The 13,387-nt window shown below is 63.8% G+C and carries 13 protein-coding genes; 7 read left to right on the top strand and 6 right to left on the bottom strand.

Annotated features, from left to right (window positions below; translation table 11 throughout):
* Positions 1 to 117 precede the first annotated feature (117 nt).
* A complete protein-coding gene (locus ACX4ZE_RS01785; RefSeq protein WP_480271464.1) occupies positions 118 to 843 on the top strand; it encodes a lysophospholipid acyltransferase family protein in 726 nt (241 codons plus the stop codon).
* A gap of 167 nt (positions 844 to 1,010) precedes the next feature.
* Positions 1,011 to 2,342: an FAD-binding protein gene (locus tag ACX4ZE_RS01780; protein WP_480271463.1), complete on the top strand. Its 1,332-nt coding sequence runs from the start codon at positions 1,011 to 1,013 to the stop codon at positions 2,340 to 2,342.
* Between the two features lie 117 nt (positions 2,343 to 2,459).
* Here ACX4ZE_RS01780 and ACX4ZE_RS01775 read toward each other — a convergent pair whose 3' ends face one another.
* Positions 2,460 to 2,876 (bottom strand): cytochrome c oxidase subunit 4, encoded by a 417-nt coding sequence (locus ACX4ZE_RS01775; RefSeq protein ID WP_480271462.1) that lies wholly within the window; start codon positions 2,874 to 2,876, stop codon positions 2,460 to 2,462.
* A gap of 14 nt (positions 2,877 to 2,890) precedes the next feature.
* Complete coding sequence (gene ctaC / locus ACX4ZE_RS01770; protein ID WP_480271461.1) at positions 2,891 to 3,976, bottom strand: aa3-type cytochrome oxidase subunit II; 1,086 nt, start codon at positions 3,974 to 3,976, stop codon at positions 2,891 to 2,893.
* Positions 3,977 to 4,351: 375 nt separating this feature from the next.
* Here ctaC and asnB point away from each other — a divergent pair, with 375 nt between their 5' ends.
* Positions 4,352 to 6,295, top strand: a complete 1,944-nt coding sequence (gene asnB / locus ACX4ZE_RS01765) for an asparagine synthase (glutamine-hydrolyzing) (protein WP_480271645.1) — start codon at positions 4,352 to 4,354, stop codon at positions 6,293 to 6,295.
* 20 nt (positions 6,296 to 6,315) lie between these two features.
* Here the strand turns inward: asnB and ACX4ZE_RS01760 are convergent, their stop codons facing one another.
* Positions 6,316 to 7,284, bottom strand: coding sequence for a carbohydrate kinase family protein (locus ACX4ZE_RS01760; protein ID WP_480271460.1), 969 nt, complete (start codon positions 7,282 to 7,284; stop codon positions 6,316 to 6,318).
* A 142-nt stretch (positions 7,285 to 7,426) separates the two neighbouring features.
* Entirely contained in the window at positions 7,427 to 7,777 is a 351-nt protein-coding gene (locus tag ACX4ZE_RS01755) for a HesB/IscA family protein (RefSeq protein ID WP_480271459.1), read from the bottom strand.
* A gap of 251 nt (positions 7,778 to 8,028) precedes the next feature.
* Here ACX4ZE_RS01755 and ACX4ZE_RS01750 point away from each other — a divergent pair, with 251 nt between their 5' ends.
* Positions 8,029 to 8,643, top strand: coding sequence for a DUF3043 domain-containing protein (locus tag ACX4ZE_RS01750; RefSeq protein WP_480271644.1), 615 nt, complete (start codon positions 8,029 to 8,031; stop codon positions 8,641 to 8,643).
* 54 nt (positions 8,644 to 8,697) lie between these two features.
* Here ACX4ZE_RS01750 and ACX4ZE_RS01745 read toward each other — a convergent pair whose 3' ends face one another.
* On the bottom strand, positions 8,698 to 8,847 hold the full coding sequence (locus tag ACX4ZE_RS01745; protein WP_480271458.1) for a hypothetical protein: 150 nt from the start codon (positions 8,845 to 8,847) through the stop codon (positions 8,698 to 8,700).
* Between the two features lie 86 nt (positions 8,848 to 8,933).
* Between ACX4ZE_RS01745 and ACX4ZE_RS01740 the strand changes: the two genes are divergently transcribed.
* Both ACX4ZE_RS01740 and ACX4ZE_RS01735 read left to right on the top strand, forming a co-directional pair.
* Positions 8,934 to 9,893, top strand: coding sequence for a helix-turn-helix domain-containing protein (locus tag ACX4ZE_RS01740; protein WP_480271457.1), 960 nt, complete (start codon positions 8,934 to 8,936; stop codon positions 9,891 to 9,893).
* A 72-nt stretch (positions 9,894 to 9,965) separates the two neighbouring features.
* Positions 9,966 to 10,535 carry a bifunctional adenosylcobinamide kinase/adenosylcobinamide-phosphate guanylyltransferase gene (locus tag ACX4ZE_RS01735; protein ID WP_480271456.1) on the top strand — a complete coding sequence of 190 codons (570 nt, stop codon included), beginning with the start codon at positions 9,966 to 9,968 and terminating at the stop codon, positions 10,533 to 10,535.
* 74 nt (positions 10,536 to 10,609) lie between these two features.
* On the opposite strand, the gene ACX4ZE_RS01730 is transcribed toward ACX4ZE_RS01735, so the two are convergent.
* Complete coding sequence (locus tag ACX4ZE_RS01730; protein ID WP_480271455.1) at positions 10,610 to 12,229, bottom strand: FAD-binding oxidoreductase; 1,620 nt, start codon at positions 12,227 to 12,229, stop codon at positions 10,610 to 10,612.
* Between the two features lie 17 nt (positions 12,230 to 12,246).
* Here ACX4ZE_RS01730 and cobT point away from each other — a divergent pair, with 17 nt between their 5' ends.
* Complete coding sequence (gene cobT / locus ACX4ZE_RS01725; RefSeq protein ID WP_480271454.1) at positions 12,247 to 13,326, top strand: nicotinate-nucleotide--dimethylbenzimidazole phosphoribosyltransferase; 1,080 nt, start codon at positions 12,247 to 12,249, stop codon at positions 13,324 to 13,326.
* Positions 13,327 to 13,387 lie beyond the last annotated feature (61 nt).

Here is a 13,387-nt window from a genome sequence, read left to right as displayed (position 1 = left end):
CGGCGCCGAGGTGTGGTGAGATTCGCCAACACAGTTGGATGTGATCTCGCGCCAGCGGTAGAGTCGGCTATTGACGCAGGTACCCGCTACTATCCCAGGTCCGGGGGAAGGACGTTCATGTTCTACTGGCTGCTGAAGTTCGTACTACTGGGACCGTTCATCCATCTCTACAACCGGCCTACGGTCCAAGGAGCGCAGAACATCCCGGCAGACGGTCCAGCCATCCTGGCGGGTAACCACCTCTCCTTCTCCGACTGGCTGTTCGCGCCGCTGCTGAGTCCGCGACGGATCAACTACCTGGCCAAGGCCGAGTACTTCACCACTCCTGGCTTCAAAGGACGGTTGCAGAAATTCTTCTTCAGCGCCACCGGTCAGTACCCGATCGATCGCAGTGGTGCGGATGCGGCCGAGGACGCACTCACCGCAGCGCGCAAACTGCTCGATCAAGGACGCATGGTAGGTCTTTACCCAGAGGGCACCCGATCCCCCGATGGCCGTCTGTACAAGGGCAAGACCGGCCTGGCCCGACTTGCGTTGGAAACCGGTGTTCCGGTGATTCCGGTGGCCGTCATCGGTACCGATGAGGTCAGCCCGCCCGGACCGTTCCGCTGGCGCCACCGGAAGGTAACCGTCAAATTCGGTGAACCTATCGATTTCTCTCGTTATGAAGGCATGGCGGGCAACCGCTTCGTCGAGCGTGCCGTCACCGACGAGGTTATGTACGAACTGATGCTCCTCAGCGGCCAGGAATACGTCGACGTCTACGCGCACAGCCTGAAGAAGGGCGTGCCGAGCGGCAACCGCCCCGAGGACGTACGCATCCCCGACACCGCCGCGGGCTGACTACACCTCCAAGCCCACCCGAGACCGCAGACACGGGAAGCGTTTTGTCCATCTCCAAAGCATCCAGCACCCTTTCACCCGTCCACTTCCGGATCTGACGCCTACCTCGCGATAGCATCCAGCTCAGGACAAGCGGTATGAACCGTGCTGTGGTTAGCTTCTCTGCTATGAGCACGCCGCGCACTGCCTGCGCCACCGAAGAATATCTCCCCCGTGATACCGCCGATGTCGTTCGCACGGTTCGGGATTCACGCGGAAGATCAGAACAGTTGATGGTGTACGGCGGCGGACAGGCTGGTGAAGAGCTCGCCCTTCCGGCTGCGCCGGCTGTGGTCCCCCTTCCGGCTGCGCCGGCTGTAGTGTCCCTTCCTGCTGCGCCAGCTGTGGTGTCACTGCGGCGGATGAACAAGGTACTGGACATCAATCTCGGTCGGCGTACCGTCCGAGTACAGGCAGGTGCCAAGCTTTCGGAGATAGACCGTAAGCTCGGCACCCACGGGCTGGGTCTGCCTATCATCGGTGATCACCGCGATATCACTGCGGGCGGCTTCGCCTCGGTCGGCGGCGTCAGCACGGCCTCACATAAGTACGGCCTGTTCATCGACCAGGTTGTCGATTTGGAATACGTGGATACCGACGGGCGCATCGGCACCTGTGGGCGCACACACCACACCGAGCGATTCCAGCGCCTGCTCGGAGCGGGCGGGCGGGCGGGGATCATCACCGCGCTCACCTTGGACACGATCGAGGTGGATAAAGACCGCACCTGGCTGAGCACCAGCGCCGATCGTTTCCTCGACTTCGATTCGTTCGTCGAACACGCCCATGCCGAGATCGCCCGGCCAGGCAATGCGGAACTGCAGGTCGGCCGCTGGGTCGATACGGCGCCGCTGAAAGTGGCCAGGCCGGTCGGCACCGGGCATGTGCAGCTGGGCACTGTGCGGTTCGGGCAGTGGTCGAGTCTTTGCCCCACCGCGCCCACCAGATCACTGCGGGCCCGCCGCGAGGTGGGGTCACGGGCGCGGAAATCGTTGGGCGCTATCGCCTCGGCAACGAGCGGCAAGGCGGGCATGCCGGTCCGCAACGCGGCCGCGGGTGCAGTGTTGTTTGCACCAAAGGTGCAGACGCTGCGCGACGCGGAGTATCTGGCTGACACTGCGCTCAGCTCATCCGAGCGTGGCCCGGCCTACCGTGTGGGTGTTTTCGCCCCGCTGTCGAGCTATATGTCGGTGTTCTACCGTCTGCATGACCTATTCGCCGGGTACCGGGAACGCACCGGCTGCTTCACTGTCATTTCGGCGATGACCTACGGCGTGCGCTCTCGCTACCTACGCGCGGAATCAGCCGCACGCGGCCTGCCTGTCGAGGATCACGGGCTGATCACATTCACCTGCCGGTTGCGGCCCACAGCTCTACCGTCGGAACTGCTGCGCGACATTGTCGCCGGGGTCGAGGAGATTTGTCGCTCGGAGAAGGCACTACGCTATTCGACAGAGTAGGCCGTGGTACCACCCAGCAGGTTCGCAGCCCGCGCTCCGTCAGCGACTGATCCGCGCTATACGCGCAACGCCCCACCGGGAATCCGGTGGGGCGTTCGAGCCAAGCACTGATCCGGGTCAATGCTTCTCCGGGCCGATATGGTATTCGAACACCAGTCCGCCTGCGGCGATCAGAACAAGGACGACACCGAGACCGATCAGCCAGAACTGGAAGAACGCCAAGCCGAGAGCGGCCACCGAACCAGCGGCCGCCAGGCAGATGGGCCAGAAACTACCGGGCGAGAAGAAACCCAGATCGCCCGCACCGTCCACGACCTCGGCGTCCTCGTAGTCCTCCGGACGCAGATCGATACGGCGGGCGACGAAGCGGAAATAGGTCGCGACGATCAGCGACAAGCCCGCAGTCAGCACTAAGGCTGTGGTCCCCGCCCATTCGATGCCGGTACGCGATCGGCCGGTGAAGTAGCCGTAAACGATCGAGATGAAAACGAAAAATACCGTGAGCAGTTCGAAAATCCGTGCTTCGATCTTCATGTCAGATCAGTTCCTCACTTGCTCTGGGCCGCGCTCTTGATATCGCGCTTGGTGTTGAACGGCGTGGTGGAGGTGGCCACAGGGGATTCACCGATGGAAGCGAGCGCCTCGGCATTGGTCATGCCCGCCCGTCGCGCGTCCAGATATTTGGTGAACTTCTCCGGCGTGACCGCTCGGACCTCGAAGTTCATCATCGAGTGATAAGTGCCGCACATCTCAGCACAGCGACCGACGAACGCGCCTTCCCTCTCGATCTTGGAGATCTGGAAGGCATTTTCGGAATGGTTCTCCTTCGGGTTCGGCATCACATCGCGTTTGAACAGGAACTCCGGCACCCAGAAAGCGTGGATCACGTCCGCGGAAGTGAGCTGGAACTCGATGATCTTATCGGTCGGCAGCACGAGCACCGGGACCTCGGTACTGGTACCTACTGTCTCGACCTTGTCGTAGTGCAGGTAGGACAGGATGTCATTAGCCGGCTTACCGTGCACCGGGCCCGGCCGCGGGTGGCCGTTCTCTGTCCGCTCCGCATACTGGTCGAGCTGTTGCTTGTTCAGCGCTTCACGGGCGGTATCGATGCCGTTGTACTGGTAGCCGTCCTTGAAATCGACACCGCGGTAACCGAACTTCCAATTCCATTGGAAGGCGGTCACATCGACCGTGACGTCAGGATTCGGCACCCTCTCGTGTACGTAGTTCTGCACGACGACGGTCGACCAGAACAATCCGAAAACGATGAGGACCGGGATGCCCGTGAAGGTCAGCTCCAGTGGCACGTTGTAACCGGTCTGCCGCGGGAACTCCGGCGAGTCCGCTTTCTTGCGGTGGAAGGTGATCGTCCAGAAGGTCAAACCCCAGACCAGCACGCCCATTGCCAATGCTGCGATGACCGACCAAGTCCACAGTTCCCGCATTCGGGTGGCCTGCGGTGTGACACCGGAGGGCCAGCCGAACCGCAACCAAACATTGTCGATCGAGCAGCCCGAGACGAGCAACGCGGTGATCCCCAAGGACACCGCCAGCCCGGCCCGCCGAAGGACGCGGCCCTGCCGACCCACGGCGGGTCGTGCCCCGATCTCTTCGCTCGCCTTGTGCGCCACGCTCACGCCTTCCTGGTCGCCACACATTCCGACAGTGCACTGTCCGGGGCTGCGATCGACCCTGACAGTGCGTCCTAAGCTTGCTTCAGAACGCTCTCCGGACCACCGCGTCCGCGGCATCCGCGCACGGATCGCCTGAGAGAGACCTGAGTACTACGCAGCGTAGACCAAACAGCACCCCGGTATGTCGCCGGGTCGGTTTCGACACCGGATCGAAGGCACCGACCATGATCACCACCTGTGCTTCCATTCCGGATGTCGTGTGCGTGACGCGTGGATTCGACGGGTGCGGCATACTCGGACTCGACATTTTCCGCTAGGCGCTCCGGTCGATGAGCGCATACCCCAACTGTGCGAAACGAGGTTACCGACGCCGTGTGTGGACTGCTCGGATTCCTAGCATCTGACGAAGCGGCGCCGGACACGGTGGAGCAGGTCTACAACGCCTTACACTGTGTGCGCCACCGCGGCCCGGACGAACGTGGCACCTGGCACGACGAGCACCTGGTCATCGGTTTCAATCGGCTGTCCATCATCGACCTGGAACACTCGCATCAGCCGCTGCGCTGGGGCCCGCCCGAGCACCCCGAACGCTACGCACTCGCCTTCAACGGCGAGATCTACAATTACCTGGAACTACGCGCGGAGATCGCCGCGCAGCACGCCACCGAGTTTCCGGACGGCGGGATCTTCCGAACCGAGGGAGACAGTGAGGCGATTGTCGCGGCGTTCCATTACTGGGGTCCTGAAGCGGTGCGGCGGCTGCGCGGCATGTTCGCCTTCGCAATCTGGGACACCGAAAAGCAGGAACTGTTCCTCGCCCGCGATCCCTTCGGCATAAAACCACTGTTCCTGGCCACAGGGCCGGGCGGGACCGCGTTCGGCAGCGAAAAGAAGAGCCTGCTGGAACTGCTGTCCGTGTTGCGGCTGGGCGACGCGGTGGACCCACGCGCGCTGGAGCATTACACAGTGTTGCAGTACGTACCGGAGCCCGAAACCCTGCACCGGGACGTGCGCAGGCTCGAATCGGGCAGCTACGCCACTGTGCGGCCAGGGAAGGTGCCTGTCGTCACTCGATACTTCACCCCGATATTCCCGGTCCGGCCGTTCGCTCCCGGCTCGGCGACGGCACGCTACCGCGAGATCGCCACGGCGCTGGAGGACTCCGTCGCCAAGCACATGCGCGCCGATGTGACCGTCGGCGCATTCCTCTCCGGTGGGATCGACTCCACCGCGATCGCCGCACTGGCCATGCGGCACAATCCGAACCTGATCACCTTCACCACCGGGTTCGAACGCACGGGCTACTCCGAGGTCGACGTGGCCGCCGAGAGCGCGGCGGCGATCGGCGCGCGACACATCGTGAAGGTGGTCTCCCCCGCCGAGTTCGCTCGGGCAATCCCCGAGATCGTATGGTATTTGGACGACCCGGTGGCCGATCCAGCGCTGGTCCCGCTGTATTTCGTGGCGAAAGAAGCCCGCAAGCACGTCAAGGTGGTGCTTTCGGGGGAGGGCGCCGACGAACTATTCGGTGGATACACTATCTATCGGGAGCCGTTGTCGCTGAAACCCTTCGAGAGGCTGCCCCGCGGTCTACGCAGACTCGCGGGCAAACTGTCGGACCGGATTCCGGAGGGCACCAGAGGCAAGAGTCTGCTGCATCGCGGATCGCTCACCCTGGAGGAGCGTTATTACGGCAACGCACGCAGCTTCAGCGACACCCAACTGCGTTCGGTCCTGCGCGATTTCCGGCCCGAGTGGACCCACCAAGACGTCACCGCACCACTGTACGCCCGCTCCCTCGGCTGGGATCCCGTGGCGCGCATGCAGCATATGGACCTGTTCACCTGGCTTCGCGGCGACATCCTGGTCAAGGCGGACAAGATGACCATGGCCAACTCGCTGGAGCTGCGTGTGCCGTTCTTGGACCCTGAGGTACTGAAAGTAGCCGAGAGGCTGCCATTCGACCAGAAGATCACCAAGGAGACCACCAAATACGCACTGCGCCGGGCATTGGAAGGCATTGTCCCGCCCCATGTGCTGCACCGCGCCAAACTGGGCTTCCCCGTGCCGCTACGGCACTGGCTACGCGGAACCGAACTTTACGACTGGGCGCGGCAGCAGATCACCGAATCACAGACCGGCCATCTGCTGAACAAGGGTGCGGTCAGCGACATGCTGACCGCACACCGGTCCGGGACCTCCGATCACAGCCGTAGGTTGTGGACGCTGCTGATGTTCATGGTGTGGCACGGCATCTTCGTCGAGGATCGCATCAAGCCGGAGATCCAGGAGCCGGTGTACCCGGTTTCGCTGTAGCCCCGCTCCGGGAGAATCGGCTAGAGCAAAGGTTTGATGTCGGAGGCCGCCTCGGATCCGTAGGCGTGGGCTAGACGCTGCAGGGCGGCCTCTTTGTTCAGCGACCACTCCTGAGTGCCCATGGTCTCCAGAACCAGCACGGCGATCATCGAACCGAGCTGTGCGGAACGTTCCAGGCTCAGCCCTGCGGTGTGGGCAGTAAGGAACCCAGCACGGAAGGCGTCACCGACACCGGTCGGTTCCACCCTCTCGATCTCGGGCACCGCACCGACGGCCACTTCAGTACCATCGGCACCGATGACCCGAACCCCGTCCGCACCCAACGTGGTGACCCGGACACCGACCTTCTGCGCGACCTCCTCTTCGCTCAGACCGGTCTTCTGCAACAGCAGCCCCCACTCGTACTTGTTCGTGAACAGGTACGCGGCGCCGTCGATCAGCTGCGCCGACTGGTCGCCGTCCAGCCGGGCAAGCTGCTGGGAGGGATCAGCTGCGAACGGGATACCGAGTTCCCGACATTCAGCAGTGTGGCGCAGCATCGCCTCGGGATCGTTGGCACCGACCAGAACGAGGTCGATTTCCCGCGTTTCGGCGAGCGCGGCAATGGAGATGTCGCGGGCCTCGCTCATTGCACCTGGGTAGAACGACGCAATTTGAGCCATGTCGTCATCGGTGGTGCAGACGAAGCGAGCAGTGTGCGCACGCTCGGAGACCAGCACAGCGGAGCAATCGACTCCGTGCGACTCCAACCAGGCGCGATACTCGGCGAAATCAGCACCTACGGCACCGACCAGCACGGGCGCGCTATTGAGCAGGCCCATGGCGTAGACGATGTTACCGCCGACGCCGCCACGCCGGACCTGCAGATCATCGACCAAGAAGCTCAACGACACGTGATCGAGCTGATCGGCCAGCAGCACGTCGGCGAACCGACCGGGGAAGCGCATGAGGTGGTCGGTCGCAATGGACGCGGAAACAGCGATAGACACGTGGCTGAGCCCTTCAACAGTAGGCGACAGGCGGTGCGGGCCAGAACGCAGGCCCACACTCACCGTATCAATGCCCGCCCCGCCGGATCAGCATCGCGTTCTCAGCGGAGAGCGGGATACCAGCCCATGCCGGCGGTTCGGCTCAGTTGAAGGAGTCGCCGCACGCGCAGGAGCCGGTGGCATTCGGATTATCGATAGTGAAACCCTGCTTCTCGATGGTGTCGACGAAGTCGATCGAGGCACCCTGCACGTACGGCGCGCTCATCCGGTCGACAGACAACGTCACGCCGCCGAATTCGACAGTCAGGTCGCCGTCCAGCGTGCGATCGTCGAAGAACAGCTGGTAACGCAGTCCGGCGCAACCGCCGGGCTGTACCGCGATCCGCAGCGCCAGATCGTCGCGCCCCTCTTGATCCAACAGCGCCTTCGCCTTCGCGGCGGCGGCGTCGGTCAGAGTCACACCGTGGGTGGCGGTCTCGTTCTGCACAGTCATGAACTCTCCTCGAGGAACCTTGGGTCGATCCAGGTACGGCACGGGCCGTACCGGTCAACGCCACTCGGCGGGCTGCTATTCCCCATCTTGCCACTCGCAGGCCCTCCGCGACACGCACCCTCCGCGATCACGTCGACTCGGGGCGATCCGGACCGCTTTTCGCGGCGCACTGCATATCGAATAGCCTGGTCTGTGTGAAGTTTTTCCGTCGCGGCGAGCCCAGTACCACCGACGCAACCACTGCTCCGGCGGTGCTCACAGCCGACGACCCAGCCGCGAACATCACCCGCACGGCACCAGCTGCCACCGCGAGCAAAGGCAGGCCCACCCCGAAACGCCGTGATGCGCAAGGCAAACGTCGTGGCCCAGTAGCGCCCGCGCCGCTTACCGCGAAGGAGGCTCGCGCCCGGCGCAAGGCCACACGCGGCAGCAAAGAGAACCGCAAGGCAGCCGCGGCCGAACGACGTGCCGCCGTACAGGATCGGCGGGCCCGCATGCTCGCGGGCGAACAGAAGTATCTGTTACCCCGCGATCAGGGTCCGGTGCGGGCCTTCGTCCGCGATGTCGTCGACGGGCGGCGCAACCTGATCGGGCTGTTCATGCCGATGGCACTGGTACTGATCCTGTCGATGTTCGCCGCACCAGGACTGCAGGCAGTCGTCACGCTGGCCATGCTGGTGATGATGGCGTTCATGGTCATCGAGGGATTCATGCTCGGCCGAATCGTGAACAACCGGGTCAGGGAACGTTTCCCCGATACCACCGATACCGGATACCGGCTGGGCTGGTACGCCTTCGTCCGCGCCTCGCAGATTCGCAAGATGCGTGCCCCGAAACCGCGGGTCGGCCCAGGCGACGCGGTATGAGCTTTCCCAGCGGTCCGCATGCTTCGTGGTGGTCGCGTCGATCGCTGGCCACAGTCACTTAACCCCGTACATCGCCGCCACTTCGGAGCGCACCCGCTCCATATCGCGATCGACGCCATTCAAGGAGCCGGCCCGCTCTCCGCGCCGGAGCCCTGAAGTAACACAGATCACAATAGCCGCCAGAAAAAGGAACAGATCAATCATGGCGGTAATTTTTCTAGTATCTATTTACCGCCAAAAGTGGCAGTAAAGACATTGTTCATAAAAATACGGCCAGTAGACTTGCTCACATGCTGTCAAAGGTCGCCGTGGTGCTGTCCGAGCAGACGGCCATGTTCGAATTCGGGGTCCTCTGTGAGGTTTTCGGTCTCGACCGTACCGCCGATGGACTACCGGCCTTCGACTTCCGTGTGTGCGGAGCCGAGCCAGGCGTTCCACTGCGCTCCACCAGCCCGGGAATCACCGTCACACCGGAGTATGGGCTCGCGGAGCTGGCCGAAGCCGATCTGATCGGCATCCCAGCCGTCGCGGCCACCGGCGAATGCGGATTCGATCCCCGGATCGTCACAGCTATCGGTGACGCGGCGGCAGCAGGCGCGACCGTACTCACCGTATGCTCCGGTGCTTTCCTGGCCGGGGCTGCCGGGCTGCTCGACGGGCGCACCTGCACTACACATTGGCGCTATGTGGACAAGCTCGCCGCCGCGTATCCTGACACGATCGTCGACCCGGATGTGTTGTTCGTCGACGAAGGCAATCTGATCACCAGCGCGGGCACCGCCGCAGGCATCGACGCCTGCCTGCATCTGGTCCGACGCGAGCTCGGCAGCGCGGTAGCCAATGCGATCGCGCGCCGCATGGTGGTGCCGCCACAACGCGATGGCGGGCAACGTCAGTTCATCGAACGTCCCGTCGCCGCCTGCACCTCCGATAGTCTCGTCCCGACGCTGGCGTGGATGAACGACCATCTCGACCTGCCCCATACCGTCGAAGAGTTGGCCATCCGCGCCAATATGTCCACTCGCACCTTCGCCCGCCGCTTCGCTGCTGAGACCGGCACCACTCCTGGGAGATGGCTCACCAACCAGCGCATCCTGCTGGCCAAACAGTTACTGGAGGAAACCGGCCTCGGTCTCGAACACATCGCCGGCCGTTCCGGCTTCGGCTCCGGCGCCCTGCTGCGCCACCACTTCCAACGTGTAGTCGGTATAGCGCCCACCGAGTACCGCCGCCGCTTCGGCGGGAGTTGAGAACTCGTGCGGGCGCGACGGTCTGTTCCCAGTCCTCGAACTGCCCGGTGCCCGAATTGATACCGTGCACCGGTGCCGCACAATTCCCTGCCCGCAACGCCGCATCGTACCCTCGTCCTCGGTGGTGCTCGGTCCGGCAAGTCGGCATTCGCCGAGGAACTCGCCGCCAGGGCGGGCGGCTCGGTGCGCTATCTCGCCACCGCAGTACCCGACCGGGACGACCGGGATTTCGCCGCCCGGATCGCCGGGCACCGCAGCCGCAGGCCCGCACACTGGTCGCTCGTCGAGAACGCCGACCCGGTGCAGGTGCTCGCTGCGGCTCCGGCACAGCCATCCAATCCACCGCCGGTCACACTGATCGATGACATCGGAAACTGGCTGACCGCGCGCATCGATGCACGCGGGGCCTGGGATGCGCCACGCGGCACGCTCTCGCCCGACACCGACGCCTTGGTCGCGGCGGTCGCCGCCTACCCGGACACCCTGGTGATCGTGACCCCGGAGGTCGGGATGGGCGTCATCCCCGCGACGCGCTCCGGTCGCCTGTTCCGAGACGAGATAGGCATACTCAACCAGCGCCTGGCCCAAGTCTGTGACGAGGTCTTCTTCGTCGTCGCGGGACTGCCCCAGCGCCTGAACTGACCCTAGTGCCTGAATTGATGGGGCCTTTCTACTTCCTCATCAGGGTCCGATAACTGCCCGAGCATCCGGCCGGATCAACGAAGTGGCGGGATACTCTGTTCGAAAGTGAAGACCTCATACGGATCGTACTCGGCTTTGACTGCCCGTAGCCGGTCGAAGTGCGCACCATAGTATTCCGCACCCCAGTTCGCGATCGCCCGGTCGGGGATGTTCACATACCCGCCGTGAAAGAACGGCCGGAGCGCACTTCGGAACTGCTCGATCCACGCGATATGCGCGCTGTCGGCCTCCTCCCCGTTCCAGGCAGCACTGGGCTCGGCATAGAAAAGGGGATCCCGCCAATACCAAGCAGCACCGTGCTCGGGCGGCCTGCGCACTGCCCCACCCCAGCTGAGTGCCCAGAAGTTGCAGCCCGGGCTCGGCGCGTCGGCAATCATCGCGCTGATCTGATCGAGGGCAGGCTGTGGCAACGGAGCGTGCACCCACATCGGCGTGAACTTCCCCCTGCGGAACATACGCTGATGTGTATTCGCACGATGGAAGTAATCCACATAGCTCATGGCTACCGCCTCGAAATCCGCCCCGGGAATCTCCAACAGGGGACTGACCAGCCGATGTACCCGGTCAGTCGATCCGAGGAAGATGCCGCTGACCACAAGTCGCGGGGAAGCATGCTGGGCAAGGAACACCGAACTCAGCCGCTCATCCGCCGCAGGCGCCCAGCGTTGCCACGTATCGAGTACACGCGCGAGAGCATCTGATGGCCAGAAGACCTTCCAGATTCCCAACTTCTCGGGAATCCGATGAATGCGCAGCACATACTCCGTGGCAATGCCGAAATTTCCGCCTCCGCCGCCGCGACAGGCCCACAGCAAGTCCGTATTCCGCTCCGCATCGGCCCGCACGATTCTCGCTCCCGATCCACCCTCGGGAATCACGAGTTCGGCGGAGAGTAGATTGTCGCACGCGACACCCATCTTGCGGCAGAACAGGCCGATACCTCCGCCGAGGATCAAACCCCCCAACCCCACGGACGCTTCGTCTCCGGTGGGAAAACCGTATGGCGCCAGCTGATCGACCAGCTCACCCTGGGTCAGCCCGGTACCAACCGTGGCGGTCATCGCCTGCGGATCGATCTCGACAGACTTCAACGAGCTGACATCAATGGTGATGCCGCCGTCAACCGATGACCACCCTTCGAGTGAGTGCCTACCGCTACGGACCCGGAAGGCGATGTCGTTCTCCCGCGCATATCTGAGGGCGTTGACCACGTCCTGGGTGTTTTGGCAGAACACCAGCACCCGGGGATAAGAATCGAACAACTCGTCCCAATGCATGCGCGCCGACGCGTAGCCGGGGTCGTTCGGACGCACCAAGCGTCCGGTCAATTCGGTCGACGCGGCGGAGACGGGAGGCGCAAGCCCATCTTGGGCCAGAATCCCACCGAGCGAGGCGGCTCCTGCCAGCGCAGTGAGCCCCTTCAAGGTGTTTCGCCGGGACAATTCTCTCGACAAGATGTCTCCACAGGGGTGGGTCCAGCCCTCACCATACTGTAGCTCGGTGCGGTCGTTTTCGCGCTTCGCGGCTGCTCGTTCGCGGTGCAGCGACTGCCGAGTGATATCGGGAGGGTGGTGGACCGGCGACAGGACGACGCAATGGCAAGATTGGGCGGCGTAGTCGGCAGAAATCGCCATGACCGAAAGGCTCGATAGTGACGCACGGATTCGGACCGGTAGCACCCCCGGACGTAGAGTGCCGTGCGGCGGCCGAGCAGCGGCAGGCACAGCTGACCAAACCAGGTGGGGCGCTCGGCCGATTGGAGGAGTTGGGCAATTGGGTGGCGGCCTGCCAAGGGGTATGCCCACCCAAGCAGTTCGAGCGCGCTCGCGTTGTGGTTTTCGCCGGAGACCATGGCATCGCACGACACGGGGTGTCGGCATATCCTAGCGAGGTCACCGCACAGATGGTCGCGAATTTCCTGGGCGGTGGCGCTGCGGTGAACGCGCTCGCGGCGGTTGCCGGCGCGACGGTCCGGGTGGCGGATATCTGTGTCGATGCCGATACCGGTCCACACGTGTCGGAGCACAAGGTGCGTCGCTCCAGTGGGTCGATCGATCGTGAGGACGCGCTCACCGCCGAGGAAGTTCGGGCGGCGCTCGCCGCAGGTCGCGCGATCGCCGACGAGGAAATCGATGCGGGTGCGGATCTGTTGATCGCAGGCGATATGGGCATCGGCAACACCACACCAGCCACCGTGCTCATCGCAACGCTCACCGATACCGAACCGGTTGCCGCAGTCGGCCGCGGCACCGGGATCGATGACGCGGGCTGGATCCGCAAAGTCTCCGCCCTCCGCGATGCGATGCGACGCGCACGACCCGTCGTGAAAGACCCGGTCGAACTCCTCCGAGTCTCCGCGGGCGCCGACTTCGCCGCGGCTGCGGCCTTCCTCGCCCAAGCCGCCATCCGGCGCACGCCCGTTGTCCTGGACGGCATCGTCGTCACAGCGGCGGCCATGGTTGCCGAAGACCTCGCCGGAGGCGCCAGCGCTTGGTGGCTGGCGGGACACCGCTCCACCGAACCCGCGCATACCCTCGGACTGCGGCACCTGCGCCTGGAACCCGTGATCGATATGAATATGCGGCTCGGTGAAGGCTCAGGTGCGCTCACCGCCCTCCCTCTGCTCCGTGCTGCCGTGGCGACTCTCGCAGACATGTCCACCTTCTCCGAAGCCGGCGTAAGCACTGCCGCGCCCGAGCGGGAACAACCCCAGCTCGACCTGAGGAAGTGAGCACTTCACGTCCCGCGATCCCCCCACGGGAGCACTACGCGCACGCCTGCGCTCACCATGC

Source organism: Nocardia sp. TBRC8007 (assembly GCF_056629435.1).
This window is presented reverse-complemented; position numbering and strand designations above follow the sequence as displayed.